General features: G+C 40.2%; 26 protein-coding genes. 17 read left to right on the forward strand and 9 right to left on the reverse strand.

Annotated elements, in window-relative coordinates; translation table 11 throughout:
• Positions 1-45: 45 nt before the first annotated feature.
• The 5 genes from PLEUR7319_RS35170 (at position 46) to PLEUR7319_RS0112635 (ending at position 2591) form a co-directional block, all read left to right on the forward strand.
• Positions 46-333, forward strand: a complete 288-nt coding sequence (locus PLEUR7319_RS35170) for a universal stress protein (protein WP_019505589.1) — start codon at positions 46-48, stop codon at positions 331-333.
• Between the two features lie 46 nt (positions 334-379).
• On the forward strand, positions 380-505 hold the full coding sequence (locus PLEUR7319_RS43110) for a hypothetical protein (protein ID WP_256380633.1): 126 nt from the start codon (positions 380-382) through the stop codon (positions 503-505).
• A gap of 957 nt (positions 506-1462) precedes the next feature.
• Positions 1463-1753 carry a hypothetical protein gene (locus PLEUR7319_RS0112625; protein WP_144054297.1) on the forward strand — a complete coding sequence of 97 codons (291 nt, stop codon included), beginning with the start codon at positions 1463-1465 and terminating at the stop codon, positions 1751-1753.
• Positions 1753-2148: an HIT family protein gene (locus PLEUR7319_RS0112630; RefSeq protein WP_019505591.1), complete on the forward strand. Its 396-nt coding sequence runs from the start codon at positions 1753-1755 to the stop codon at positions 2146-2148. The genes PLEUR7319_RS0112625 and PLEUR7319_RS0112630 overlap by 1 nt, the downstream gene beginning before the upstream one ends.
• Positions 2145-2591, forward strand: a complete 447-nt coding sequence (locus tag PLEUR7319_RS0112635; protein ID WP_019505592.1) for an NUDIX hydrolase — start codon at positions 2145-2147, stop codon at positions 2589-2591. Before PLEUR7319_RS0112630 ends, PLEUR7319_RS0112635 begins: the two co-directional genes overlap by 4 nt.
• Before the next feature lie 89 nt (positions 2592-2680).
• Here PLEUR7319_RS0112635 and PLEUR7319_RS0112640 read toward each other — a convergent pair whose 3' ends face one another.
• Both PLEUR7319_RS0112640 and PLEUR7319_RS0112645 read right to left on the reverse strand, forming a co-directional pair.
• Entirely contained in the window at positions 2681-2998 is a 318-nt protein-coding gene (locus tag PLEUR7319_RS0112640; protein WP_019505593.1) for a P-II family nitrogen regulator, read from the reverse strand.
• Positions 2999-3141: 143 nt separating this feature from the next.
• Positions 3142-4260, reverse strand: coding sequence for a sodium-dependent bicarbonate transport family permease (locus tag PLEUR7319_RS0112645; RefSeq protein ID WP_019505594.1), 1119 nt, complete (start codon positions 4258-4260; stop codon positions 3142-3144).
• A gap of 1000 nt (positions 4261-5260) precedes the next feature.
• Between PLEUR7319_RS0112645 and PLEUR7319_RS0112650 the strand changes: the two genes are divergently transcribed.
• The 4 genes from PLEUR7319_RS0112650 (at position 5261) to PLEUR7319_RS0112665 (ending at position 11311) form a co-directional block, all read left to right on the forward strand.
• Entirely contained in the window at positions 5261-6187 is a 927-nt protein-coding gene (locus PLEUR7319_RS0112650) for a hypothetical protein (RefSeq protein WP_019505595.1), read from the forward strand.
• Positions 6188-6333: 146 nt separating this feature from the next.
• Positions 6334-8085 (forward strand): diflavin flavoprotein, encoded by a 1752-nt coding sequence (locus PLEUR7319_RS0112655; RefSeq protein WP_019505596.1) that lies wholly within the window; start codon positions 6334-6336, stop codon positions 8083-8085.
• 94 nt (positions 8086-8179) lie between these two features.
• Positions 8180-9958: a diflavin flavoprotein gene (locus PLEUR7319_RS0112660; protein ID WP_019505597.1), complete on the forward strand. Its 1779-nt coding sequence runs from the start codon at positions 8180-8182 to the stop codon at positions 9956-9958.
• Between the two features lie 162 nt (positions 9959-10120).
• The gene (locus tag PLEUR7319_RS0112665; protein WP_019505598.1) at positions 10121-11311 is read left to right on the forward strand and encodes a DUF3747 domain-containing protein; all 1191 of its coding nucleotides are present in this window, start codon (positions 10121-10123) and stop codon (positions 11309-11311) included.
• 80 nt (positions 11312-11391) lie between these two features.
• On the opposite strand, the gene PLEUR7319_RS0112670 is transcribed toward PLEUR7319_RS0112665, so the two are convergent.
• Positions 11392-12057, reverse strand: coding sequence for a response regulator transcription factor (locus PLEUR7319_RS0112670; protein ID WP_019505599.1), 666 nt, complete (start codon positions 12055-12057; stop codon positions 11392-11394).
• A gap of 22 nt (positions 12058-12079) precedes the next feature.
• Positions 12080-13396 carry a sensor histidine kinase gene (locus PLEUR7319_RS0112675; RefSeq protein ID WP_019505600.1) on the reverse strand — a complete coding sequence of 439 codons (1317 nt, stop codon included), beginning with the start codon at positions 13394-13396 and terminating at the stop codon, positions 12080-12082.
• A 351-nt stretch (positions 13397-13747) separates the two neighbouring features.
• Between PLEUR7319_RS0112675 and PLEUR7319_RS0112680 the strand changes: the two genes are divergently transcribed.
• The 5 genes from PLEUR7319_RS0112680 to PLEUR7319_RS0112700 all read left to right on the forward strand — a co-directional run bounded on the left by PLEUR7319_RS0112680 (position 13748) and on the right by PLEUR7319_RS0112700 (position 18265).
• On the forward strand, positions 13748-14074 hold the full coding sequence (locus tag PLEUR7319_RS0112680) for an HdeA/HdeB family chaperone (protein ID WP_019505601.1): 327 nt from the start codon (positions 13748-13750) through the stop codon (positions 14072-14074).
• Between the two features lie 24 nt (positions 14075-14098).
• Entirely contained in the window at positions 14099-15460 is a 1362-nt protein-coding gene (locus PLEUR7319_RS0112685) for an efflux RND transporter periplasmic adaptor subunit (protein ID WP_019505602.1), read from the forward strand.
• A gap of 26 nt (positions 15461-15486) precedes the next feature.
• On the forward strand, positions 15487-15945 hold the full coding sequence (locus PLEUR7319_RS0112690; RefSeq protein WP_019505603.1) for a hypothetical protein: 459 nt from the start codon (positions 15487-15489) through the stop codon (positions 15943-15945).
• 395 nt (positions 15946-16340) lie between these two features.
• Positions 16341-17570, forward strand: coding sequence for an ABC transporter permease (locus tag PLEUR7319_RS0112695; protein WP_019505604.1), 1230 nt, complete (start codon positions 16341-16343; stop codon positions 17568-17570).
• Between the two features lie 5 nt (positions 17571-17575).
• A complete protein-coding gene (locus tag PLEUR7319_RS0112700) occupies positions 17576-18265 on the forward strand; it encodes an ABC transporter ATP-binding protein (RefSeq protein WP_019505605.1) in 690 nt (229 codons plus the stop codon).
• A 16-nt stretch (positions 18266-18281) separates the two neighbouring features.
• Here the strand turns inward: PLEUR7319_RS0112700 and PLEUR7319_RS0112705 are convergent, their stop codons facing one another.
• Positions 18282-18791 (reverse strand): hypothetical protein, encoded by a 510-nt coding sequence (locus PLEUR7319_RS0112705; RefSeq protein WP_019505606.1) that lies wholly within the window; start codon positions 18789-18791, stop codon positions 18282-18284.
• 47 nt (positions 18792-18838) lie between these two features.
• Between PLEUR7319_RS0112705 and PLEUR7319_RS0112710 the strand changes: the two genes are divergently transcribed.
• A complete protein-coding gene (locus PLEUR7319_RS0112710) occupies positions 18839-19423 on the forward strand; it encodes a TetR/AcrR family transcriptional regulator (RefSeq protein ID WP_019505607.1) in 585 nt (194 codons plus the stop codon).
• Positions 19424-19452: 29 nt separating this feature from the next.
• Here the strand turns inward: PLEUR7319_RS0112710 and PLEUR7319_RS0112715 are convergent, their stop codons facing one another.
• The 4 genes from PLEUR7319_RS0112715 to PLEUR7319_RS0112730 all read right to left on the reverse strand — a co-directional run bounded on the left by PLEUR7319_RS0112715 (position 19453) and on the right by PLEUR7319_RS0112730 (position 23316).
• The gene (locus PLEUR7319_RS0112715; RefSeq protein ID WP_019505608.1) at positions 19453-20928 is read right to left on the reverse strand and encodes a hypothetical protein; all 1476 of its coding nucleotides are present in this window, start codon (positions 20926-20928) and stop codon (positions 19453-19455) included.
• A gap of 204 nt (positions 20929-21132) precedes the next feature.
• Positions 21133-21588, reverse strand: coding sequence for a cupin domain-containing protein (locus tag PLEUR7319_RS0112720; protein ID WP_026102479.1), 456 nt, complete (start codon positions 21586-21588; stop codon positions 21133-21135).
• An 86-nt stretch (positions 21589-21674) separates the two neighbouring features.
• A complete protein-coding gene (locus PLEUR7319_RS0112725; protein WP_019505610.1) occupies positions 21675-22571 on the reverse strand; it encodes a metal ABC transporter permease in 897 nt (298 codons plus the stop codon).
• Positions 22552-23316 carry a metal ABC transporter ATP-binding protein gene (locus tag PLEUR7319_RS0112730; RefSeq protein WP_019505611.1) on the reverse strand — a complete coding sequence of 255 codons (765 nt, stop codon included), beginning with the start codon at positions 23314-23316 and terminating at the stop codon, positions 22552-22554. Before PLEUR7319_RS0112730 ends, PLEUR7319_RS0112725 begins: the two co-directional genes overlap by 20 nt.
• 98 nt (positions 23317-23414) lie before the next feature.
• Between PLEUR7319_RS0112730 and PLEUR7319_RS0112735 the strand changes: the two genes are divergently transcribed.
• Together PLEUR7319_RS0112735 and PLEUR7319_RS0112740 are read left to right on the forward strand one after the other, a co-directional pair.
• Positions 23415-24647, forward strand: a complete 1233-nt coding sequence (locus PLEUR7319_RS0112735; protein WP_019505612.1) for a metal ABC transporter solute-binding protein, Zn/Mn family — start codon at positions 23415-23417, stop codon at positions 24645-24647.
• A gap of 265 nt (positions 24648-24912) precedes the next feature.
• The gene (locus tag PLEUR7319_RS0112740) at positions 24913-25713 is read left to right on the forward strand and encodes a hypothetical protein (protein WP_019505613.1); all 801 of its coding nucleotides are present in this window, start codon (positions 24913-24915) and stop codon (positions 25711-25713) included.
• Positions 25714-25729: the final 16 nt, after the last annotated feature.

The raw sequence follows: 25729 nt of genomic DNA on the forward strand, positions 1-25729 counted from the left end.
GTCTGTTTTTACGAAGTCAACTCATCATCGGGACGCTGAGTCTCGATGAAATTTAAACAAAGAGGATTGGAAGCGTTGCGATCGCTTGTCCAAGAAGCAACAACAGCAGGAGTCAATACTGAATTTACTCAAGATTTTGGTAATCCTGGACGTACTATTTGCGATTTTGCTCAAACATGGTCAGTAGAAACGATCTTAGTGGGTAGTAGAGGTCTCACGGGTGCCAAAGAAATGTTTCTGGGCAGCGTGAGTAATTATGTGACCCATCATGCTCCTTGTTCAGTTTTGATTGTACGTGAAACTCTCAAAAAACACGAGCCGAAACCTTTATAAAATCAAGCTTTTTGATTTCGAGTGTTTCTTTCATTCATAGAGAATAGTGATCGCCGCAGTTCATGCCTGTCAATGGTGGAGAATCAATACCGCTAACTTTAAATCAATGGCTCATCTGTTTACTGCCAATGCTACCCATGATACCGATGGCAGTCTCGGCAAACTTTATTGATCCTCCTTGAGGGTGACAACAGCAAAAACAAGCAAATTTTGGGCGTTGCTGGATTCCTGGGCGTACTATTTGCCGCTTTGCTCAAACATGGTCAGTAGATATAGCACTACGAACTTTTATTAGGACACTCATTACTCGTTACTCGTTACTCATTACTTACGAGCAATCAAATAAACTTGTCCTAACGTAACTTTGTACGGCTATACGATCTTAGGTCAGGCAGCACCCAGCGAAGCCAGAAACTCATCCCTCACGTCAGCAGGGATGAGTAGTTCATTTTAATTCCATTAGCTGCGTAAAAGCTGACCAAATTCCAAGAATTTGAGACGTATTATTCTATCCGATTGATAATCTAGGGTTATGACTTAAGCTTGAGTCATATCTAAATGTGACCAATAGTCAATCTATCCCGAAGGGGAATGAACTGGTAGGCTCAGTGCTTAAGCCCTCTCTATAGCTGGATTCAGGAGTTGGTGAAAGGTTTACTAAATGCTTGCTATTGCTTGAGAAGCTATGGGACGCGCTATAAAGGGCAGACCACACAATGGCCACTAGAATACCCACCCCAATGCCCCAACTGAACGCCCAAATATGTGAAGGCTCTAGAGTAAACCGCAGGTAGCGATCGCTATCGTAAACATGGACAGCCCACCCTTCGCCTGTGGATGGTTTCGCCTTTGTCTTATTCATGATGGTGTCCTTGTATTTTTAAAATATATAGATTCAAAAAGAGATACATTGTTGAAAAAACAATTGAAAAAGTATTAGTTATAAAAAACTCTTCATTATGACCATAGACCAAAGTAAATTAAAAAAGAAAAAACATTGATTTATGCCTATATAAAGATGGTAACTCTAAAATTTAAAAAAAGTACAATTTTTATCAAAGAAATTACTTATTTAACTGTCAATAATTTCTTATTCGTAGGACTTAGGTGGTAAGGATTCAGGTGGGGGTTGAAGAAACAAAGAAGTATCGGTAATGTGGAAGTAGAAATGAGCAAGCAAACTTCACCAGAAAACCGAGAAAAATTAAGCCAGTTGTCAACAGAAGAACTGGTAGAGATGATATTAACTCAACAAAAAGCGATCGCTGCAGTTCATGCCTGTCAAACTGCGGGGATTCAGATGAATGTCTTATTTGAAACAGTAGCATTAAATTTAAATCAAGGGCTCATCTGTTTGCTGCCAATGCTATCCATGATACCAATGGTAGTCGTGGCAAACTTTATCGATCCTCAAAAATAATGGATTCAGTTTTTACCAAAATTATTAATGGCAAATCGCCAGCCTTTCGACTTTGGGAAAACGATTTATTTATTGCTATTCTTGATATTCATCCCATTAATCCAGGACATACACTACTAATTCCTAAACAGCAAATAGATGATATTTTTGATTTGCCAGATGAGCTATATAATTCTATGTGGCAAACTGTGAAATGGCTTGCCCCCCATATTCAGCAAGCTATGGAATCTAAGCGTATAGGTATTGCCGTTGAAGGATTTAGTGTTCCCCATGTTCATATTCATCTTGTTCCAGTTAATTCGAATAACGAACTAAATCCAGAACGCTCAGTTTCAGCAAGTCCCGAACAGTTAAGTATTGTCCAGAATAAAATTTGTCAGGTAATTAATACATGAGTTATATTCGCGAACTTCGGGCATTAGTCGGACATCGACCCCTAATTGTTCCTGGTGCTGCCGTGTTAATTTTTGACCAACAAAATCGTCTATTGCTTCAACATCGAAAAGATAATCAATCTTGGGGGTTAATAGGTGGCAGTATGGAGATTGGAGAATCTTTAGAGGAAACTGCTAAACGTGAAGCATTTGAAGAAACTGGCTTAGAGTTAGATGAGCTAAATTGGTTTGGTTTGTTTTCAGGACAAAAACTAATTTATCAATATCCTCATGGAGATATTATTGTCAATGTAGTCGCTGCTTATATATCACGGCAATTTAGAGGTAGCCCTATAGTAAATAAAGAAGAAGGGTATGAAGTGTGCTTCTTTAATTTAAAGGACTTACCTTCAGATATTAGTCCACCAGACAAACCAGTTATCAACGAGTATTTGCGTACCTAAATAGCTAATGAGTTGAAAATCTAAACACGGCCACCAAAAAGGCCGGAGCATGACCCCGACTTTTTTGGTTTGATCGGCTGGGTTTTGAGTTAGAACTTGTGCGCGTGCAGTACCTCCATCACGTCACAGAGATAGGCGATGCCCGAATAATCGTCGAAAAACTGCGCTGCGACCTCATCCGAAATCTTCACGGCTATATCCCGATTCCGGGTGAGCACCTCGAACTTTATATTCGAGTAGGTGTCGGAAATGGTAGGTTGTCCCGACGAGCGCACGTTGCGACTACCTTTACCACCAGTATCCACCACCGTATAACCGCTAGCTCCGGCTTCGTCGATGATCTTGGCGATCTTTTTCAGCAGCAACTTTTCCGTGACGATGACGAGCTTGCAGGCTTGCTGGGTCATGTTGGTTACCTCCTGATGTGTGTATTCATTGAACTATTATAGAAACTTAGGAAAACGGCAGCACCGCGCGCGATCGCTCCGATCTAGCCGCCACGTTGGTCGCTGGGCTAGGGGAACACCGGTAGGTTGCGACCCGTCTGGGGTTAGCTGCCCATCAGCGCCTGGGCGAGCCCGATGAAGAGCGGTATTCCGACGGCAAGTGCAATCGGCGTGCCGACGGCTGTGGACGAGCCGATGTAGGCGGAAGGATTGGCCGAAGGGATACCGGCTCGTAAAGTGGGCGGCCCTGAGATGTCTGAACTGGAGGAGGCGATGACGGCCAGGATCACGACGCCGCCAAGGCTGAATCCCGTGGTGAAGTGGGCAATCATGCCGAAACCGAAGGCTATGAACCCATGCAGCAGTGGTGCCACCGCGGCATATAGGGCGTACCACTGGCCCACCTTGCGCAGCTCGCCGATCCTTGCCGTGGCCTCCATACCCATTACCAGCATCAGTATCGAAAGCAGGCCGCGGAAGAGGGGATCGAAGAAGCTTTCATAGACACTTTCCGGTCGGGTTAGTATGCCTAGAGCGAGGCCCAGCAGCAGTGCCGATAGGGCAGAGCCCTGGAGGCTTTCCTGGATGATGGGCCATATCTTGACCCGATTGCTTGCGCTATCGCGCTTGGGATACCCGCTTGCGGTAATGCCCTGCTTGCTGGGATACCCGCCTGCGGTAACGCGCTGCTTGCTGAGATACTCCTGCTTGCTGAGAGACTCGTCTGCGGTAACGCGCTGCTTGCTGAGATAAACGCTGGCCACAACGATCGCAGTCACAAGCGCTGGGATATCCATGAAGGGATAAAGTGCGGCGGCCCAGGGTTCGTATTGGATGCCTTCCGTTTCCAGTATCGTCAGGCCGGCAGCGAGGGTAGAACCACTCACGGCCCCGAATAAGCCGGCGGTCGCAATGGCATCCACGGTTTTGACTTTCGGCAGCTTGGCCAATGTGTAGCGCCCGATGAACACGATAAGGATTCCCACTACCATGGCGAACAATGCGGGCAACAGCATTTCCACTAGATTGGCATTGCGGATCGCAATGCCGCCGCTCAGGCCGACTTTTATGAGCAGCATGAAGACGATGAACTTATAGATCGGATCTGGAATTTGCAGTCGGCTATTGACGGCAGCAACGACCATGCCACCAATCAGAAAGCCGAGTGTCGGAGACTGCAACTTATCCAGGAAGAGCGTCAAGAAATCGGACAAAAAATCCACGTTGTAATTTCTCCTTAATCAGAACTTAGGGGTCAGGACGGCAGGCAAGCGTGGTCTCGAATCCTGGGTGGCTGACTCCACGCATCCGGATGAGCAGCCAGTCAACCCGCCACTCCATTGCCGTGGCTGTTTAACTGCGCTAAGACATACATCGGTACTTTTTGCCCATTGGTAATCAGTCCTTCACTAAAAAGATAGTAACTCTAAAGTGTTAAAAAAGTACAATTTTTATCAAAGGAATTACTTATTTGATTGTCAATAATTTCTTATTTATAGGACTTAGATGGTACAAAGAGCTGATTTATATAATTATCTTTCTATCTAATTATCTTTCTATATTTAGATATGTAAATATTTGGCCTTCATTCAAGCTAATTTTAAAAATACCAACCATAAGCATTTATACTTAAACAATATTTTATATTAAATCGATAAAAGTGAAAATAAAATCAATTTTAATATTGTTAGACTGAATTTGAGCTACTTTTTCTTTTTGATTAACTTTATTAGATAAAGTTAAATTTCTTAAATATTGATATTCATCTATATTATGACAATATTTTTATCAATTTTTATAAACTACAAAAGTTTTTCGTCATCACTAACTATAAGTCGAGCTAATCAATATTGTAAAGAATAAATATTTTACAAATTATCAGATTGCACGTAATTATAAAGTAAAGAGATTAAAAAACAATTTTTTGATTTGATAGAGCATCTTAATCAATTTAGATAACAGTAGATACTTGGTAAAAAAATTGTCGCTCTTAATATACTTGTGTTTTATTTAGCTAGACAACATTTAGTATAGCTGACACACGAAGCAATCTAAGTTGAAATGCTTATTCCTTAGTGTAATCAAAACTAAAAAATAGCGATTTCTCTTCTTGTTGGCAGCCTTATTTATAGATAAAAACCTATGGTAAATTAATTATCATATTTATTTGTCTATGCTAATATAACATTAACTGGCAACTACATCTGAGCAATATTTAGTGCAATGATTCAGAATATCAATTTTCAATCGAACTCCCCAATTCAATGGGATGTTGACTCTCTATACTATGAATTTTCGGCTGCTGTTGCCCCTAAATTACCCGCAATTCCCTGCACTACTTTTGATGCTGAACTTCATCAACAAGGAGTCACTAAAATTATCCCTCTGGATTTGTCCCCACAAATGCAATCTATTGCTCCTGCTACCAGTCCTGTAATCAGTGCTTATTTTTTAAGTATCTGTCCCCAAAACAGTCTGAAAACAAGTTCTCCAGCCACAGCACAACTGTTCTACGTTATTAAAGGTAGAGGAAAAACTGAAAGCGAATACGGCACAATGGAATGGTCTAAGGGTGATTTGTTTACATTGCCCAGTTGTGCTGGAGCAATTCATGCTGCTAGTGAAGATACTGCTATTTATTGGGTAACTGACGAAGCATTGGTTAATTATCTAGGAGTCACAGCCACAAAACCACGTTTTCAGCCTTGTTTATATCAAGGCGATCGCATTTTTGCGGAATTAAAGCAAATTGCCCAAGAGCCAGGAGCCAGGAAACGTAATCGAATCGGGGTAATCTTGGGAAATAATGCCACTCAATTGACCCGTAGTTTGACCCATACTCTCTGGGCATTAATGGTTTATTTGCCTGGAGGTTCAGAACAAAAACCCCATCGTCATAACTCTGTAGCACTCGATCTAGTGATTGTTGGTTCTGAGTCGGGTTACACCTTAGTGGGCAAATCTTTGGATGAGGACGGTAATATTATCAATGGAGAGCGGGTTTACTGGAAGTCGGGGTCTGTCTTTGTAACTCCTCCTGGACTTTGGCACTCTCATCATAACGACTCAGACTTAGATGCTTTCATACTTCCAATACAAGATGCAGCTTTTCAGTCATATATGCGAACGCTCGATCAACGTTGGAGTTAAAGGAGCAAAGCTCGTAGCTATAGGCTATAAGCTATAAGCTTTTTGAAAATAGACCAAGACACAAATAAAATACAAATACAAACTGTTCAGGTCTTATTTCAGCAATGCCCAAAATTTAAAAATACTTAACCAGGAGTATCCGACTTATGGTTGCATTCATAAATACAAATCAAACTACTAAACCCAATTATAGACTAACTCTACAAATTGTCGAAATTGAATCAGAAACTATTGCTATTCGTTGTCTTGATTGGGATCGCGATTGCGAAGCTAGCCAAAGGCATCGCTTTGATATTGAATTTGGCTTACAAAACGGTACAACCTACAATTCCTTTATCATTCAGGGTGAAAAATTAGCATTAGTTGATACTTCTCATGCTAAGTTTCGTCAGCTCTATCTAGAGTTATTGACAGGTTCAATCGATCCATCGCAACTGGATTACTTAATTATTAGCCATACTGAACCAGATCACAGTGGTCTAGTTAGAGATATTTTAGAGTTAGCCCCCCAGGTCACGGTAGTCGGTGCTAAGGTGGCGATTAAGTTTTTAGCCGACATGGTGCATCAACCTTTTCAGCATCAGATTGTTAAAAATGGCGATCGCCTTGATTTGGGTAAGGGACATCAATTAGAGTTTGTTTCCGCTCCTAATTTACACTGGCCCGATACAATTTTCACTTACGATTACAAAACGCAAATTCTCTATACTTGCGATGCGTTTGGAATGCACTATTGCGATGAGCCTACTTTTGATGAGAATTTAGAATTAATTGAGGCTGACTTTGAGTATTATTATGACTGTTTAATGAAACCCAATGCCCGTTCAGTTTTAGCTGCCATTAAACGAATGGGAAAACTGGAATTGGACACGATCGCTACAGGACATGGTCCTTTACTAAAATACCATCGTGCCGAGTTAGTTGATCGCTATCAGCAATGGAGTCAGGCACAAACCAAAACTGAAACATTTGTCGCCTTGTTTTATGCTGAGGATTATGGCTATAGTGAAGAACTTGCTAGAGTGATCGCTCATGGAATTTCTAAAACAGAAGTTGCCATAGAATTAGTTGATTGGAATAACACAGAACCCCAAGAAGCCAGAGAACTAGTGGCACAAGCAGCAGGTTTAGTTATAGGAATGCCACCCCAATCAGACTCGGAAGCGAATACTGTTCTTAATACCGTCCTGGCAGCAGCACACAGCAAACAAGCGATCGCTTTATTTGAATCCGGCGGTGGAGAAGATGAGCCAATTTATCCTTTGCGGAACCAGTTTCAGGAAATTGGACTAACTGAAGTTTTTCCGCCAATTTTAGTCAAAGAGCCTCCCAATCAACTTATCCATCAAGTATGTGATGAAGCTGGTATAGATCTAGGACAGTGGTTAACTCGCGATCGCACTATTAAACAAATCAAGGCAATTGATAACAGTTTACAGAAAGCCTTAGGCAGAATTAGCAACGGTTTATACATCATTACTGCTACCAAAGGTGAAATTCAAAGTGCGATGGTTGCTTCTTGGGTAATACAAGCTAGTTTAACTCCCTTGGGGATTGCGATCGCAGTGGCTAAAGATCGGTCAATGGAATCATTCCTAAACATCGGCGATCGTTTTGTGTTGAATGTATTAGAAGAAGGAAACTATCAGCATTTAATCAAACATTTTCTTAAACGTTTTGCCCCCGGCGCAGACCGCTTTGCAGGAATCAAAACTGTACCAGCAGCAAATGGTTCACCGATTATCGCCGAATCTTTAGCCTACATTGAATGTGAAGTTACCAGTCGCTTGGAATGCAGCGATCACTGGATTATATATAGTACCGCGCAAGCTGGTAGAGTAGCCAAACTCAACGTCCTGACGGCTGTTCATCATCGCAAAGTAGGAAATTATTATTAATACTCGCTTTCACTATCGGCTATCAGCTAGTTAATTAGCAAGTAGCAAGTAGCAATTAACAATCAGGCATTAACAATTAACAATCACAAAAAAAATGGTACGAGCAACTATTAAACCAACATCTACTAAGCCAACATCTACTAAACCAAGAGACGTTCAAATATCGGAAATTGGTGCAAATACCCAAGTATTGCGATCGCGTACTTGGGATAGACTGAAGTTTGAGGTTGAATACTCTCGTCAAAAAGGTACGACTTCTAATTCCTATTTAATTCAAGCAGATAAAACTGCATTAATCGATCCGCCAGGACAGTCTTTTACTCGGATTTACTTGGAGACGTTAGTACATCTTGATTTAAAAAGATTAGACTATATCATCTTGCAGCACGTTAATCCCAATCGATTAGCAACGATCAAGATATTGGCAGGATACGCTCCCCATGCAACAATAATTTGTTCTAAACTAGCAGCCAAAGCTCTAAAAGGTGCTTTGATGTTTCCTCAATGGAAGTCGCGAGTTCGAGTAGTTAGAGATAATGAGAGTTTAGACTTAGGACAAGGGCATCAACTACGGTTTATTAGAGCGACTACTCCCCGTTGGGTAGATGGTTTATGTACTTACGATCCTCAAAGCAAAATTCTTTATACCGATAAGTTTTTTGGGGTGCATTTGTGCGATGAATCTATATTCGATCATAACTGGAAAGAATTGGATCGAGATCGCCGTTTCTATTTTGATTGTCTTCACGCTACTCAAACCAAACAGTTAGGAAAAGCTTTAGCTAAATTTAAAGCCTTTCCTAGCAAAATATATGCTCCTGCTCACGGTCCGTTAGTTAAATATAGTCTCAGTCGTTTTAACTACGATTATCACTCTTGGTGTCAGCAAAAAACTAGTCAAGAATTTAAAGTTGTTCTGCTTTACGCTTCGGCATACGGTAACACCGCAACGATAGCTAATGCGATCGCCCAGGGATTAGTGCAATCTGAAGTCGCCGTAGAATCAATTAACTGCGAACTTGCTTCCACTGAAGAAATTACCGAAGCAATTCAAACCTGTGATGGTTTTATAATTGGTTCACCGACATTAGGTGGTCACGCACCAACTCAAATTCAAACTGCATTAGGAATCGTGCTAGCTAACGCGACCAAAACAAAACTAGCAGGAGTGTTTGGTTCTTATGGTTGGAGTGGCGAAGCGATCGATCAATTAGAAAATAAACTAAGAGATGCTCATTATAACTTCGGGTTTGAACCAATTCGGGTGCGTTTTAGTCCTCAGGCTAATACTTTAGAGGAATGCAAACAAGCAGGTCGAGAATTCACTCAAAAACTGAAAAAAACCAAAAAACTACGTATCCCTCGCCAAGCCGTAACAGAAACTCAGATTGATCGCACCGCACAAGCAGTGGGGAGAATTATAGGTTCTATTTGCGTTCTAACTACTTGTAATGATGAATGTCATCGTGGTGTGCTGACTTCTTGGGTATCCCAAGCAACTTTTAACCCTCCTGGGGTGATGATTGCAGTTGCTAAGGAACAAAATGCGTACTTGATTAGTAATCCAGGGGATAAATTTGTGCTGAATATTCTCAATGAGGGGAGAAGTGTCAGAAAGAACTTTTCTGCTCAAAATAACGCTCCTTTTGACAGCTTAACCACCAAAACTGCTAATAACGGCTGTTTAATTATTGAAGAAGCTTTAGCGTATTTAGAATGTACTGTCCAAAGTTATTTGCCATCAGGCGATCGCGCGCTGAGCAATGGCAGAGCCGATCACGTTTTAATTTATGCAGTAGTAGAACGTGGTGAAATACTTGAAAAAAATGGAATTACGGCAATTCGACATCGGAAGTCAGGGAGTCGTTATTGATTAAATAAGACGAGGCAGGTTCTTCAGATGTGACAGATTTTTCTGGCTCAAACTAAAGGGGATTTAACTATTTCTTACCAATACCGAATAATTTCTTAGTAAGGAGGACGAAATCATAATTTTGAGTTTTAATCATATCGTTACAGCACTCAAAAAATAACTATGAAATTATCAAAAAAGTTAAAGTTAGCTGCAATTTTTACAACGGCGATCGCCTTAACAACTCCCTTGCTACCTACCTTTGCTAACGTTACCGAAGAACCTGTCCCTGAAGATCAGCTAATAGCGGTTGCTGTACCCGCTGGGGCAATTGGCTATAACCTAGCGGTAGTCGAACAAATTCCTGGTAAACAGCAGTGCTGGACAGAGAGTGGCTCTCAACCGACGATTATTGACCCTCTATGGACAACTTTTGACTTTACAGGTAGTTGTCGTCGTTCTACTGATAGTAATGGTTACTCAGTTCGTCTTGATGGACAAGATACCAGCCTCGATTATTTACTCAATATAGTTCCCAAAGGAGATGGATTTCAGCTAATTGCCCAGAACCGTAATGACCGCTCTAAAATCACAGTCGGTCAGACTTTTGGTCAAGGAGCAGATGGAGATTATCTCAAAATCTTTTTAAATCCTGGTTGGAAGTTTACCAAGAAAACTGTTGATGGAAAAGTTTTGGGTCACTTCTACTTTAGTGGCGATTCTCAGGCGATCGCTGCTGCAGGGGATACTGTGCCTACTCCTCCTAAAGCGACTAGCTTTACTGATACTGCCCGCGATATCTATAAAGATGAAATTGAGCAGGCTGTAGCACTAGGATTTATTGCTGGTTTTAAAGACAAAACTTTCCGTCCCACCGACTCTTTAACCAGAGAACAATTGGTTTCTATGGTTTATGGAGCTTTAGAAACTATCGATAGTGTCAATCTCGAACCTCCAACATCAGTTCCTACCCAGCCTTATCCCGATGTAGATTCTTCTCGATGGAGTGCTTCTAAAATTCAATGGGCAAAAGAAAGTGAAATTGTCAAAGGCTACCCCGATGGTTCTTTCAAACCAGGAGATCCCGTTACCAGAGCAGAGTTAATTGCCGTACTGCAAAATATGGCTAAATTTGCCAATATCAGACAAGGTAAACCTGCTGAATTAACTACCAACTTAGAACCGACTAGTTTTTCTGATACTGCTAATCACTGGGGAGCTGCAACTATTCAAACCATGTCGGCATATTGTAAAGTGGCTTCACCAGATCAAGAAACAGGAAATGCTTTCAACCCTGATACTTCCGCAGAAAGAAATTATGCTGCTGCTGCCACTCTCAGAACTCATGATTGTCTAACAGGGACCAAAAAATAGTTGACAATTAAAAATTGGTAGATTATTCACAGGTTGGGTTAGCGTTAGTTTAACCCAACGCAACTTTATACCAATTCACATCAGACGTAGTAGAGAAATCCGTATTGAGTAGCTAGGATTGCAGCTTGAGTGCGATCGCGTAAATTTAATTGACTGAGAATACTTGTGATGTGCGCTTTTACTGTTCTTTCTGAAATATATAATTCTTGAGCGATTTCTTTATTATTTGCCCCTTGAGCAATTAAGGATAATACTTCTTTTTCTCTCGGGCTAAGTGTCTGTAACACTGCGGGTAATTTCTGGGGAGGATTGGGCTGATTTGATTGAGTTAAAAATTTTTGGAATAAACCAGGACCCAGTTGAGTATATCCTTTAATAGCAGCGCGGATGGCGGCAGCTATTTCTTCTATCGGTGTATCCTTGAGTAAATAGCCTTTGGCTCCAAATTCCATCGCTTTAGTAATATATTCATCGTCGTCAAAAGTGCTTAAAACTAAAACAGAGATGTAACTAAACTGATGGGCTAGCTTTTTAATTGCCGCTACACCATCCATCACAGGCATCCGCACATCCATCAAAATCAAATCTGGTTGTTGTGAGGTGTCATCCAGTTCTTCTACCAGAGCGATCGCTTTTTTGCCATTTTCTGCTTCACCCACTATCTGAAAGTCTGGTTGAGATTCTAGTAAGCTTCTTAATCCTTGACGAATAATGGTTTGGTCGTCTACTAGTAAAATACGAATCATAATCAGAAACTAAAAAATAGACTCAAAATTGACCAATTAAAGGAATTTTCGCCGTAACTCGACATCCTCTTTCTGGTAGACTGAATAAGTTAAATTTTCCGCCCAAAGCAGTCGCTCTTTCTCTCATCCCTTGAATGCCAAATCCAGTGGTATTTTCTTGAGGATCAAATCCTTCACCGTTATCTTGTACTTCTACTTTCAAATAATTAGCTATTAGTTGTAATGATATAGTGACCTCTGTTGCCTGAGAATGCTTAATCATATTAGTTAAAGCTTCTTGGACGATGCGATAAACTGTAGTAATGACCTCTTGTGGAAGTTGATAGGTAATATCACTCTGATAATGGAAAATAATCTCGGTGCGATATCTTAAATCTTCAACTAATTCCGCGATCGCCACATTGAGCAATTTGCCCTGTAGAGGATCGGAGCGTAGAGTAGCCACAGAATGTCGAACTTCTCTGAGAGCATGAGAACTAAGTTTTTTAGATTCTGCTAAAAATATCTCAGCACGCTCAAGATTAGAACGCAGATATAATATGGCATTAGCTAACTGTATATTTTGAGCGGTTAGAGAATGTCCTAAGGAATCATGAATTTCCCGGGCAATTCGGTTACGCTCTTGTAACATAGCTCGATCTTCAATTAATAAAGCATATTCTCTTAATTGTTGGTTAACCAAGCCTAATTCTTGGCGAGAACGGTATTCAGACATTAATGCATTTACCAAGAGAAAAACAAACACCGTAATTAGGCAAAATAACATAGTTATACTCATTGCCATATTAATAATTAAAGCTCTTAATTGTTCTTCATTTGAATAAAGTTGATAGATAATTTCAGGTTTTAATCCCGGAGTGATAATTGCTGGAACTTGTTCAATATTTAGGCGACTAAAACTATCTTTGACTGCCAGGTAAAGGGAGACTAAAAACCAAGAAACAGAGACACCTGCCACAATAATAGAACCAGGCAATTTAAAGCTTAGGCAGCCTCTAATTACCATTATTAGCAGCAAAGGTAACAAAAGACGAATATTGTTTTCGTCAGTAATCTCAATTAAACCAATAAAGGTAAATCCCAAGCCTGTGTAAACAATATTTACCCAATTTTTACCATTAGGTTGCCATAAACCAAGAATCAAAAAAGCGATCGCCAACAAAATTGATACAGGAGAAACATCAGGATTAATTTCCGGAAAAAGAGGCGGTAATTTTATAGGAGGCAAAGGTATATTTGAAGGACGAAATTGCCCCATGATACTAATAATAAATAAAATCCACTCTAAATAAAGCAACAAACGAAGAGGATGGGCTTTGAGTCGATTGGTAAATTTCATTATTAAATTTATCGATAATCAAAAAGAGTAATACCAATTTTAATTAAAGACTTGGCAGATAATCTTTTGTAGGGGCAAACAGCAGTATGCCCCTACGATATATTTGTAGTCAATACCATTTATATTGGTATACCAATATAAAATGACATCATAACCAAACAAGAAGTATTACGTTATTGATATTCTTAATGTAATACGAAAGATTAAATATATTATATGTACGATGGTTCTATTTTTGGGCTTTTGTGATATGTACTAAAGTCCAATTGATTTCTGTACATTTGATCGTAGTTATTAGAGCAAGAACTACTTAGCATAAAACTATTCTTCATTTTAGCTACAAGAGTTTTTATGCAACTTAAATTATCGCCTTTCAGAACAGCGATCGCTTTAACCGCAACCCTTTCCATTTTATCTCCCGTGACGGTAATTGCTGGAGATGAAGACAAAGCCATAGATATGTCGCAGTTAACTTGTGCAGAATTTTTAGATCTGGGCAGAATGGAAAAAATGATGAGTCTGGTTTGGTATAGCGGCTGGTCTGCTGAGACAAAGGGAGATTTCATCTTTACACCAGATCGAGGGGCGATGTCCGAACGGAAAGATTCTTTGGAAGGTGCTTGTGAAAATAGCCAGGATGATTTAGTTCTCAATCAACTACAAATTTGGACTAACTAACCAGAACTCTTTGCAAAATTTCAAATGAATAGTATTTTCGAGCCATCAAAAGATAGCTCTGTGACTAGAGACGAGCAAGATTCGTCTTTTCTGCTCAATCAACCCACCAATGACGTGATTGTCACAACTCAAAAAAAACGCTCTTGGGTCAAGATACCTATCCTAATGATCTTAATTATTTTAGGCGCGGGTATCTATTTTGCTTCTCGTCGTAGTAAAGATGTGCAGCCAGATATTAAATCTTTAACCGTACCAGTACAAACTAAAGCCCTGAACATCAGTATTGAGGCGAGTGGTAGTATTGAGCCAATTTCCTCGGTTAATATTAGTCCCAAAACTACTGGTAGATTGGCTGCACTATATGTAGAGCAAGGAGACGCAGTTACAGCTGGGCAACTTTTAGCTCAGATGGATTCAGCTAACCTAAAAGCTGAACTAGCCCAAACGCAAGCAGAGTTAGCCCAAGCAAAGGCAGAATATACCAGAACTCTTAATGGTAGTCGTCAAGAAGCGATCGCCAGAGCCGAATCACAGGTAATATCCGCCCAGGCACAAGCCGATCTGAGTGCGAAAAGATTAGAGAAATATCGCTTTCTGACTGAAGAAGGTGCGATCGCGCAATTAACTTTAGATGAGTATCTTAGTGAAGATCAAACAGCCCGCGCTAAGTTGGTCGAAGCAGAAGAACAATTACGAGAATTAGAAAATGGTTCTCGTTTAGAGGATATCGAGCAATTTAAGGCTAAAGTAACCGCAGCCCAAGCTAAAGTGACTTTAATTGCAACAAAACTAGAAGATACTAATATTCGCGCTCCTTTTGACGGTATTGTTAGTCAAAAATATGCGGTAGTGGGTTCAATTGTGACTCCCGATGTCTCCGCTTCTTCTACTTCCTCGGCAACATCCAGCTCTATCTTATCCATTACCTCAGAATTAGAAGTCGAGGTCAATGTCTCTGAAGCCAGAATTGCCAACATCGAGCCTAATCAAACCGTAGAAATTGTCGCCGATGCTTATCCCCATCAGACTTTTCAAGGAAGAGTCAAACAAATTGCTCCCGAAGCGATCGTTGAAAATAACGTTACTTCCTTTGAAGTCAAGGTAGAACTAATCACAGGACAATCAGAATTGCGTTCGGGCATGAATGTGGATGCCGTATTTCTTGGCAAGACAATCCCAGATGCCCTAACTATCCCCACCGTAGCCATTACCACTAACCAAGGAGAAATCGGCGTTATGGTAGCTAGCGATCGCGGAAAGGCAAAATTTAAACCTGTCAGGATTGGCTTTAGTCAAGATGGTCAAACACAAATTATTCAGGGTTTAGCATCAGGCGATCGCGTTTTTATTGATTCTCCTCCACAAAAAGATCCCAGAAAAAATTGACAATATTGAGAATTATGAAAGTATCTATGCAGCTGAAATTAGTTTCGTTAATAGCGTTAGTTTTTGGCACTACTTTTGTTACAGCCCATATTGCTTCATCAGGTTATATTGTTCAGCCAACTATTGCCACTGTATCAAGACAGAGTCCTGCTCCTCCTAGGGTCGATCATTCCATACCTTCCCTGCCAGGTAAATTAGCTTTAAATGAAAGCCAACAAAAAAGTATTGTCCAAATCAATCGAAAATTTACCCACAAAATTCATGAAATATTGACAGTAAGACAATTACAACAATTTAGAACTTCACTCGCTCGTGGTTTAACTTTACATCCTGCTTTAAATACTCTTTCTCTGACAAGTAAACAACAGAATAAACTGAGAATTGCTCTTCAATTAGCTCAAAGGCAAATTCAACAGGTACTTACGCCCGCTCAGTTGCAATATATTAAACAACGTGAATTCGATGAGGACAAAATTAATTTGTAAGAAGTAGGGAATAGTGAAAGGGGAAACCCCGTTGTCCCAAAGGGATACCGCAAGCATAAGTAAACTTCGTAAGAAGGCAACAGGCTATATTTTCCGTTCCTATTGACATCAAAGTTTGAGGATGTTTTTTAGAATTTCAATTTAAATGTCGTTGGTCGAACTAACGTTAATCAGCAACAAGAGATTTAAACTCGTCAACTTAAATAAGAATTAGCTAGCAAAGCATATATCTTAACCGAACTTTAGTTACGAAGGGGTTTGGGGAAGCCGTCACTTCCCCAACAGGGGGTCTGGGGGAAAGTTCCCCCAGAGATAAATATAGTTTTAAAGAATAAATTACCTACTAAATAGTTCAGTATTTAGCATTATCAATCCACATCAAGCCTCCTTAATATATGAGTACAAATTTCTTAGAAAACATCAAGATGGCAAGTAAAACCCTCAGTGCTAATAAGCTGCGAAGCGGTCTGACTATGCTGGGGGTGATTATTGGCAATGCTTCAGTAATTGCTATGGTTGCAGTGGGACAAGGGGGACAAAAATATATTACTCAGCAATTTGAGTCATTAGGTACCAATGTTTTATTTGTCTTTCCCGGTGTGGAACAAAGAGGACCTCAAGCTGGAGTAGTACAGGCAAATAGTCTAGTGTTAGCTGATGCTGAAGCGATCGCTCTGGAAGTTCCTGCAGTAACAGAAGTAGCCCCAGAAAAAAGTGAACGTACACTAGTTACTTATTATGATCGAGAAACTCAGGTAAATATTACTGGCACTACCCCAGAATATCCCAGCGTAAGAGATGCTCAAGTTGCTAGGGGAGAGTTTTTCAATTTCTTAGATGTCAAAACAGGCGATCGCGTAGCTGTATTAGGCAGTGATACTGCCCAAACTCTATTTGGTACCCAAAATCCCTTGGAGCAAAAAATTCGGATTCGCAATCTCAGTTTTAGAGTGATTGGAGTGATGGAAGAAAAAGGAGCCTCTCTAGGACAAAATCAAGATGAGGTGATATTTATTCCCATTACCGTGATGGCAAACCAGATCTCAGGACAAGAAAGTAATCAATCTAGTCCTACTCTCCAGTCTATTGCCGTAGCAGCCAAAAATCCCGACAACTCTAGTGCAGCACAATATCAAATTACTAATCTATTGCGATTACGCCACAACATCCTTAAAGGTGAAGATGATTTTAGCGTCCGTAGTCAACAAGATTTAATGGCAACTGCCGATCGAGTGACAAATATTTTAGTTCTCGTCTTAGGTGCAACCGCAGGTATCTCCCTAGTAGTCGGCGGCATCGGCATTATGAATATTATGTTGGTTTCGGTAGTGGAACGCACTCAAGAAATTGGCTTGCGTAAAGCCTTGGGTGCAACTGGTAACGATATTTTAATTCAATTTACTATTGAAGCAATTATTTTGGCTACTATTGGCGGTTTCATTGGTATTGGCTTAGGTGTAGGAGGAACAGTGATTATAGCGGCTCTCTCTCCCTTGGAAGCAATTGTTAGCTCTCAGGCGATTGTTGTCGCCATGACTGTTTCTGGGGCAATAGGTCTAATTTTTGGCGTTGTTCCCGCCCGTAATGCAGCACAGCTAGATCCTATTATTGCTTTGAGGAGTTAAATTCAATGAACTCTAATTCGGTCATTATCGATCTCCAGCAAATCGAGAAATACTATCAGTTTGGTGGAACGATTACCAGGATACTGCGAGCGATCGATTTAAAGATTTCTACTGGAGAAAGCTGTGCCATTATGGGAACTTCTGGCTCTGGCAAGTCTACTTTAATGAATATTATTGGTTGTTTAGATCGTCCCAGTGCTGGCAAATACTACTTAAACGGTCAAGCAGTTGCTGGACTGAGCGATAACCAGTTAGCATTCATTCGTAATCATCAAATTGGTTTTGTCTTCCAGCAGTTTTACCTCTTACCCGAAATGACTGCCTTAGAAAATGTCATGCTGCCCATGGCATATGCTGGCATTCCCTACATCAAACGCTTTAATCGGGCAGCAATTGCTTTACAAAACGTAGGTTTGGAATTGCAGTTACACAAGTATCCCAATCAGTTATCAGGTGGTCAACAACAACGAGTGGCAATTGCCCGTGCGATCGTTAACCATCCCCTACTTCTCTTGGCAGATGAACCGACTGGTGCTTTAGATTCACGAACTAGTCAAGAGATTATGGATGTTTTTGATTCTCTACATCGTAGTGGGAAAACTGTGGTCATAGTTACTCACGATCGCCAAGTTGCTAACTTTTGTCAGCGAGTTATCAACATTCAAGATGGAAAAGTTAAATGTCTTTCAAGATAAATTATTGATTCTGAACTCAAGATTTTATTAATGGCAGCAAGTCGAATTCTTGACGTATTTCTAGAAGAGAGCGATCGAGCAAAGAATAGTAGTTAAGAAAAGGATAATATTTGTTTCTGCCACGGTTTTTAAACCAAATTATCACTAATTCTGGTATTAGTCGCGGTAAAACAAATAATATAGAACTATAAAGCCCCACTACACCATGTTGCTTAATTAAATCATCATACATAATGTTGATCGCTGGCTTAATTTGCGGATCTCGATTAGTACGTATATAGTCCCTCAACTTAAAATCGCTTGTCCCAAAGCTTAACGGTAATAATTTAATTTCGTCATACATATTGGTGTCACAGCCCAAAATTACATGAGAGACATCGTGAGCGAGTAAGATTTGGGCAAACTCTGGAGATAATTTTCTGGGATCGGTAATTCTGGGATTAACAGCATAATACTCTTCTAGCCCCTGTTGTAAAGTTTGAGTACTATATTTATTTACATAATTAGGACGGGGACGAAGACTCATAATATTGATTACGATACGCTACTGTTTCGTAACTTTATAATAACACTATGAAAAATCCTCAGAAAAAAACGCCAGGAAGACCTCGTAGCGCTCAATCTCATCAAGCGATGTTAAAAGCTACTTTAGAACTTCTAGGAGAAGTGGGTTTTGCCGCCATGAGTATTGAAGCAATTGCAGCTCGGGCTAAAGTAGGCAAAACTACGATTTACCGACGCTATAAAAGTAAAGCAGAATTGGTAGCCGATGCGATCGAAAGTATCCGTCAAGATGTGATCATTCCTGATACTGGGAATCTGAGCAGTGATATTGATGAGCTAATTAAAAATGCCGCTCAAATTACTCTTAGTCCCTTAGGAAGACAGGCTGTAGCAATGATCATTAGCAGTGCCGCAAGTAACTCTCAGTTTGCCCAAATCTATTGGACCAACTATTTGCAACCCCGACGCAAAGCTTTTGCAGTAGTAATTGAGCGAGCTATCACCAGAAATGAAGTTGAACCAGATTTAGATCCTGGTTTAGTCTTCGATGCTATGAGTGGCATAATGCTCTATGCCACAATCTTTCAACCGACAACCGAATCTTGGTCGGAATATGTTCGAAGAGCATTACAGCTTTTAATACCAAGAGGTTAAATCAAGCTTTCCTTATCCATTTACTAAGACTATTTCAGTAAAGCTTCCCCTCTACGAAATAACTCCCGTGCATAGTCTGTCCAGGTACCTTGTCCCCAATAGCGGAAACAACTGGTTTCAACTAGCAATACATATAGCAGAGCTTCCTGATACTCCTTAGTTTTTGTTACTGAAGCATCTTTAGCTACTAAAGAATCGAATTTTTGGTGGAACATGGCACTTAATTGATTCATGGGTTCCAGAACATTTTCGTAACCTTTTACCCAACTAAGATCGTCTGTCCATGATGCCCCATCCATGTGAAACTGATGATCTGTCTCCTGTAAATGGGCGATCGCTTGAGCTACTTTCTCAGGAGTAGCAGAGCTAGGATCGACTTGTTGCCAGATTTTGTGTTGTCCCACTGCTTGGCAAGTAGGATAATCTTCGGGTTTTACTCCCGTAGCTTCAATTAATTCGATATATTCAGTGCCATTAAAGCCAACAATATTATTGTTATCTTTGAGTTCATGCCACACAGGTTGATAATCGCGAGCGAATTCATTCATCATCACCCCGCCATTTTCGCCATCGGCAATTTGACTAACACAACTAGGTACAGAAACATCTCCAATTTGTTGTTTGCCTCTGCCTTTTGCTTCGTGATAGGGCTGCATCTGAGCCACTAATTTAGTATCTGAACCTTGAGTTTTAATTAGGGCAGTAATACTAATCGTCTCTCCTTTGGAGTTATGAGCAACGAGACGATTCGGTAAATATTTGTCATCGTGGTGTAACCCTGAACCGTCTAACCTTTCAACTGAGTGTTCCTGCACTAGTAGCCAAGTATAACCACATTCTTTAAGAGCTTTAATATATTCATACAGAGTGTCAGGATTGTTGGGAAGGTGCATTTCTGGGGGAGAAAACCCTTTGACCCTTTTAAGAGCCTCAAAACCAAAGATGGCGGCAAAGTAATGTTGCCATGCTTGAATCTGTAACTTGATATCGGGAATCGGTGTTGAGGGAACAACTGCATGACTCCACATCGTACCCAACCATTCTACATAGGGCTGATACTGAGGTTCGCAAGTGATTTTTTTCAAGTTATCCAGAATATCGTTACGCCCCATCTGCTGAAAACCCCAGAGCAGATTACCAGAATAATCCAGCATGATGCGAGGATTGCAACCATTGGCAACTAATTCAGGAATCCAGTCGCCCATGCGACTATAGCACCAGGCAAATACTTCTGCATTGTGATTATCCCCATCATGGGGATTTTCCAACATATGTTGTAAGTTGCAGATCGGTTCTCCATTTGCTCCTGCGGGGATCGTAGGTTGGTGCATATGGAGGGCGCAAGCAAACCCAGCACTAATTTGATTAAGCTCTAGATTACTTTGGGGTAAAAATACTGGTTGGTTATGATTAACTATGGTCGCGATTTCTGATTCCCAACCGCAGATGTTGGGTAAGCCATTAGTTGATATTTCGAGATTATTTCGAGGTGCAGTTGCGATCACTATTAGTGTCCTTTAAGATCATGAGAAGATACTCACCTATTGTAGAGTTATTGACTAGCTATCAACAGCACAAAATCTAAAGGTATTTTTAAGAAAATTAGCCAAATTTTGCTCATAATTTTCTGACTTAAGAAGTATATTTTGCTCGCTTAAGTGGCAAAATTAAATATCAACAAATAATTAAATATCAACAAATAATCGATTCTAATTAATATGAGCTAGGGAATCTATACGAGACAAAACTCTCATATCCGTTTCATCTAAAGTTGCCGGTATACCGCTGCGAATTAACTCAGAAAAGTCTTCATTGGGAACCATAATACATAATGCATATAAACGCTCAGAGCCAGTATTTTTGAGATAATGAGTTCCTGTTTTAGGCATCAATACACTGTCACCACTACGTAAAGGCACCTCTTTGCCATCACATATTGCCATACCTTCACCCTTGAGGATAAAAAACATTTCTACTGCGAAGTTATGGCGATGGGGAGGAGTTGCACTACCAACATCAAAAATTTCTACACAAACGGTTAGTGAATCGTTAGCATTACTAGGATCGAAGATGATCGCTAGGCGGTTATTATCTTCAGGACTAATGCGATAAGCTTGATAATCCTTAAGGGTTTTGATTACGGGAATCATGCAACGTTCGTTCATTGCGTTCTAGCACCAGTTTTCGATTATTCATTTTTCATTGTGGCTTAATCACTAGAGATGAACGATAAATCCTTACAACTTTTTTATTATTTCCCTCTAGATGAAATTTGTTTCAGAATTAACTTGAACCACCTCTGAAATTTAGTTTTTAATTCTGGTTCAGTCATGATGCCTTGACTTGGACTAAATATAAATGCTAACAGAAATAAAACAAAAATTACCATTACAATTGCTGCTCCCGATGGTAAATCAAAATAGTAACTACCATACATTCCGATAATGCTAGAAACTGCACCAATAATTGAGCCGAGGATCATCATTTGGTAGAGTTCTTTAACCAGTAAATAAGCTGTAATAGCGGGACCGACTAATAATGACATCACTAGCAATACCCCTACAGTTTGCATACTAGCAACTATGGTTAAGGTAATGGCACAAATTAAACCTAAATAAAGCAAATTTACTGGTAAACCACAGGCTTTTGCTCCCAGAGGATCGAAAGTATAAAATTCTAGTTCTTTGTAAAAAAGTTTGGTTAATAAAAGAATGATGCTGGTGATAATTACTGTCCGCCAAACATCGCTACTAGTTACCCCTAAAATATCACCGAAAAGAATCTCATCCAGTTGAATCTGATTAGTTTCCAAAGAAGTAATTAAAATTACTCCTAATGCCAAAAAACTCGTTAAAGTTAATGCCATTGCTGCATCAACTTTAATTCGCGATCGCCGTTGAATACCCATTACCACCAAAGCACTCATCAACCCGGCAATAAAGGCACCAATTGCTAAATTTATTTCTAAGAAAAAAGCGATCGCAATCCCAGGCAACACAGCATGAGAAATTACACCACTCATCATGCCCATCTGTTGCAGAATTAAATAGCTACCAACTACTGCACTGAGAATTCCTAAAGAAAAGCCAATGGCGATCGCCTGGCGCATGAATTCAAATTCTAAAGGTTCAGCTAACCAATTTAACATTGGGGCGTTGATAGCTACTGCTTAATGGTTGGAAACTAATTGTAGAATATCTATCGTATGCCTGGTTAATATTTTCGTTAGTTAAGACTTCGGTTTTAGAACCCGCAGCTATCAACTGCTTATTTAATAACAATAGTTGGTCATAATTTTCGAGAGTTTCACTCAGATCGTGACTGATTACCAATAAAGTTTTGTGTTGCGCTTTGAGTTCGGCGAAAATATCAAAAATAATTGCTTCTGTTTGTCGATCTACATTATTAAACGGTTCGTCAAATAACAACAAATCTGCTGATTGAGCGATCGCTCTGGCGAGAAAAACCCTTTGTTGTTGTCCGCCCGATAATTCTCGGATTTGACGCTGGCGATATTGCCACATTCCCACCCTTTTCAGAGCATCTTGCACTATTAATCGAGATTGCTTGCTAGGCGAGCGCAACCATCCTGTAGCCGCAGTTCTTCCCATCATCACAACTTTGGCAACAGTTATGGGATAATCCCAATCAATTTGCGATCGCTGAGGTACATAAGCCACTCTTTTTAACTGTTGTTTGATCGGCTTGGCTTCCCAGGTAACTGTTCCCTGAGCTATGGGAACTAAACCTAAAATAGCTTTGATCAAGGTACTTTTTCCGGCACCATTCGGTCCTAATAAAGCTGTGACCTGTCCCGGATGTAGAGAAAATGAAACTTCTTTAACTGCCGAAGTGTGGCGATAATTAATATTGAGCTGACAAACTTCAAGCATTAATAATTGGGAATGAGACTTGTTATCATTCTACATTATAATAATTGGAATCATTATCATAATGCTTCATAATATTTATTCAATTAAAAAGTTTACTTATGTTTGAGAGGTCTGGGGTAACAGGTATTTTTAGTCTGACTATTTTCGGTATCTTAGTAAGCTTGAGTGGTTGTAGTCTTAAAACTAATGGCAACCTGACTCATGCTCAAGAAAAAGCAAGAATAGTAGCATCTCACAACATCATCTGCGATTTAATGACAACTCTAGCCCAAGATACTGTAGATTTAACTTGCTTAATTGATGCCAGCCAAGATCCCCATACCTTCCGTCCTACCCCTTCTCAGCGCAAGGCACTGGATGAAGCACAACTAATTCTCTATGGTGGGTATCAGTTAGAACCAAAACTAATTCAGTTAATCGAAGCCACAGAAACTCCTGCATCCAAAATAGCCATCTACGAACAGGCAGTCACTGAACCTATTTTGGCAGAACACGACCATCCAGAACATTCAGAGGGAGAACATTCAGAGGGAGAACATTTAGAGGGAGAACATTCAGAGGGAGAACATTCAGAGGGAGAACATTCAGAGGGAGAACATTCAGAGGGAGAACATTCAGAGGGAGAACATTCAGAGGGAGAACATTCAGAGGGAGAACATTCAGAGGGAGAACATTTAGAGGGAGAACATTCAGAGGGAGAACATTCAGAGGGAGAACATTCAGAACATTCTGCTGAAGTAACTCCAGAAGCTCAGCCCTCCAGAGGTGACAAACGAGAATTAGAACCAGATCCCCATGTTTGGCATAACATAGAAAATACAGTTGCCATGGTGGAACTAATTCAATCAATACTATTACAAGTAAATCCTTTTGAAGCAGAGTCTTATCTTCAAAGGAGTACAGCATTTACTGACCAACTTTGGCAGCTTGATGCTTGGATTGACGAACAAATTGCCACCATTCCTGAAGGACAAAGAATTTTAGTGACTGCCCATAACTCTCTAAATTATTATGTCCAAGCTTACTATTTAAATGACTATCTTACTTTGCAAGGTATAAGTTCTGAAGCCTCCCCCACTGCCTCTGAAGTAACTGAATTAGTCACAGAAATCAGAGAAATAGGTGTACCCACAATTTTTGTCGAATCAACTGCTAGCGATCGCATTATGAAGAATGTAGCTCGCGGTGCCAATATAAAATTATCAGAAAAAAAACTGTATGTTGATGGGCTAGGTGAAACTGATAGCTATATCGATATGATGGTTAGCAATACCTGTACGATCGTTGATGGCTTAGGTGGAGAATGTACGCCCTTTTCTAACTCGAAGTAAGTTAACCAACATTGAATTAACCTATAACCTATAACTCCAAACTCCGAACTCTGAATTCCGAACTCCGAACTCCGAACTCCGAATTCCGAACTCCGAACTCCGAATTCCGAACTCCGAATTCCAAACTCCGAACTCCGAATTCCGAACTCCGAACTCCGAATTCCAAACTCCGAACTTTTTTATCATCCATCATTTCAAAATTGGCAGACTACTAGTGCATCCCAAAAATCGAGGCTAAAATCGATTTAGTTACTTGAGGCTAGCTATGGGCAAGTTTGTGGAAGGGAGAAATCGTCGTGAACAATTATCAATTGAGTTGTTAAATTCAATTCAACTGCTTAATGTTACCGAAATCGAAGTTCTCCAAGAGGTGATTTTTACCATCGATATCAAATATGCCCAAAAAAAGGCAAATCTTGAACCAGCATTGGTCTGTGCCTTATTATTAAATCATCAGCAGGTTCCGAGCCTTTATGCCACCACTTCACGGGGATATAACAAACAAAAGGCAGAATACCGTAAGCACTATCAAAGTAATATTCAAGAAAATTTACTGCCCAGGGCGATCGAGCAAGTACTACAACTCAATATTCCTCGTACCTTAGTCCAAGATGAGGTAATTGCTGAGAATGCTTCGATGAGAAAAATACTGGCTCAATCCTGGCGAGAAATTGAGGGTAAGGGACGACCCAAGGGAGAAAAAAGCGATATTTTTGACGTATTAGCCAATCTTAGTTTGACTAATCTTGTCGAACAGGAAGTAATTAAAGATTCCTATAGTCATATCAAGAATGACTATGACTCCAATAGCGATCGCATTAATCTTTCCGATGTCTGCGCTTTAGTTTTAAATAACGAATATGTACCGGCACTCTATGCCACTAATGCTAAAGAATATAATCAACTCAAGCAAACTTACATAACTCAACATCAGACTAAAGTACGCCAAATTATTCGTGGCACGGTTAAGCAGGTAAATCTAGAAGGCTCTGAGCATTCTTTTAGTCAGAACAACATGGCTAAAAACGCTGCTAATTTTCGCAATATTAATTCTTGGGACAGTTAATTCAGATGAGCTGATT

This window comes from Pleurocapsa sp. PCC 7319 (assembly GCF_000332195.1).
In the GTDB taxonomy this organism is placed as follows: domain Bacteria; phylum Cyanobacteriota; class Cyanobacteriia; order Cyanobacteriales; family Xenococcaceae; genus Waterburya.

Bases quoted from the DNA above. Each gene is read 5' to 3' on its own strand.
- PLEUR7319_RS0112675 (WP_019505600.1), bottom strand. From the start codon at position 13,396: ATGAAATTTACCAATCGACTCAAAGCCCATCCTCTTCGTTTGTTGCTT.
- PLEUR7319_RS0112700 (WP_019505605.1), top strand. From the start codon at position 17,576: ATGAACTCTAATTCGGTCATTATCGATCTCCAGCAAATCGAGAAATAC.
- PLEUR7319_RS0112710 (WP_019505607.1), top strand. From the start codon at position 18,839: ATGAAAAATCCTCAGAAAAAAACGCCAGGAAGACCTCGTAGCGCTCAA.
- PLEUR7319_RS0112660 (WP_019505597.1), top strand. From the start codon at position 8,180: ATGGTACGAGCAACTATTAAACCAACATCTACTAAGCCAACATCTACT.
- PLEUR7319_RS0112725 (WP_019505610.1), bottom strand. From the start codon at position 22,571: ATGTTAAATTGGTTAGCTGAACCTTTAGAATTTGAATTCATGCGCCAG.
- PLEUR7319_RS0112695 (WP_019505604.1), top strand. From the start codon at position 16,341: ATGAGTACAAATTTCTTAGAAAACATCAAGATGGCAAGTAAAACCCTC.
- PLEUR7319_RS0112650 (WP_019505595.1), top strand. From the start codon at position 5,261: ATGATTCAGAATATCAATTTTCAATCGAACTCCCCAATTCAATGGGAT.
- PLEUR7319_RS0112635 (WP_019505592.1), top strand. From the start codon at position 2,145: ATGAGTTATATTCGCGAACTTCGGGCATTAGTCGGACATCGACCCCTA.
- PLEUR7319_RS0112630 (WP_019505591.1), top strand. From the start codon at position 1,753: ATGGATTCAGTTTTTACCAAAATTATTAATGGCAAATCGCCAGCCTTT.
- PLEUR7319_RS0112665 (WP_019505598.1), top strand. From the start codon at position 10,121: ATGAAATTATCAAAAAAGTTAAAGTTAGCTGCAATTTTTACAACGGCG.
- PLEUR7319_RS0112730 (WP_019505611.1), bottom strand. From the start codon at position 23,316: ATGCTTGAAGTTTGTCAGCTCAATATTAATTATCGCCACACTTCGGCA.
- PLEUR7319_RS0112670 (WP_019505599.1), bottom strand. From the start codon at position 12,057: ATGATTCGTATTTTACTAGTAGACGACCAAACCATTATTCGTCAAGGA.
- PLEUR7319_RS0112735 (WP_019505612.1), top strand. From the start codon at position 23,415: ATGTTTGAGAGGTCTGGGGTAACAGGTATTTTTAGTCTGACTATTTTC.
- PLEUR7319_RS0112680 (WP_019505601.1), top strand. From the start codon at position 13,748: ATGCAACTTAAATTATCGCCTTTCAGAACAGCGATCGCTTTAACCGCA.
- PLEUR7319_RS0112690 (WP_019505603.1), top strand. From the start codon at position 15,487: ATGCAGCTGAAATTAGTTTCGTTAATAGCGTTAGTTTTTGGCACTACT.
- PLEUR7319_RS0112655 (WP_019505596.1), top strand. From the start codon at position 6,334: ATGGTTGCATTCATAAATACAAATCAAACTACTAAACCCAATTATAGA.
- PLEUR7319_RS0112740 (WP_019505613.1), top strand. From the start codon at position 24,913: ATGGGCAAGTTTGTGGAAGGGAGAAATCGTCGTGAACAATTATCAATT.
- PLEUR7319_RS35170 (WP_019505589.1), top strand. From the start codon at position 46: ATGAAATTTAAACAAAGAGGATTGGAAGCGTTGCGATCGCTTGTCCAA.
- PLEUR7319_RS0112705 (WP_019505606.1), bottom strand. From the start codon at position 18,791: ATGAGTCTTCGTCCCCGTCCTAATTATGTAAATAAATATAGTACTCAA.
- PLEUR7319_RS0112640 (WP_019505593.1), bottom strand. From the start codon at position 2,998: ATGACCCAGCAAGCCTGCAAGCTCGTCATCGTCACGGAAAAGTTGCTG.
- PLEUR7319_RS0112685 (WP_019505602.1), top strand. From the start codon at position 14,099: ATGAATAGTATTTTCGAGCCATCAAAAGATAGCTCTGTGACTAGAGAC.
- PLEUR7319_RS0112720 (WP_026102479.1), bottom strand. From the start codon at position 21,588: ATGAACGAACGTTGCATGATTCCCGTAATCAAAACCCTTAAGGATTAT.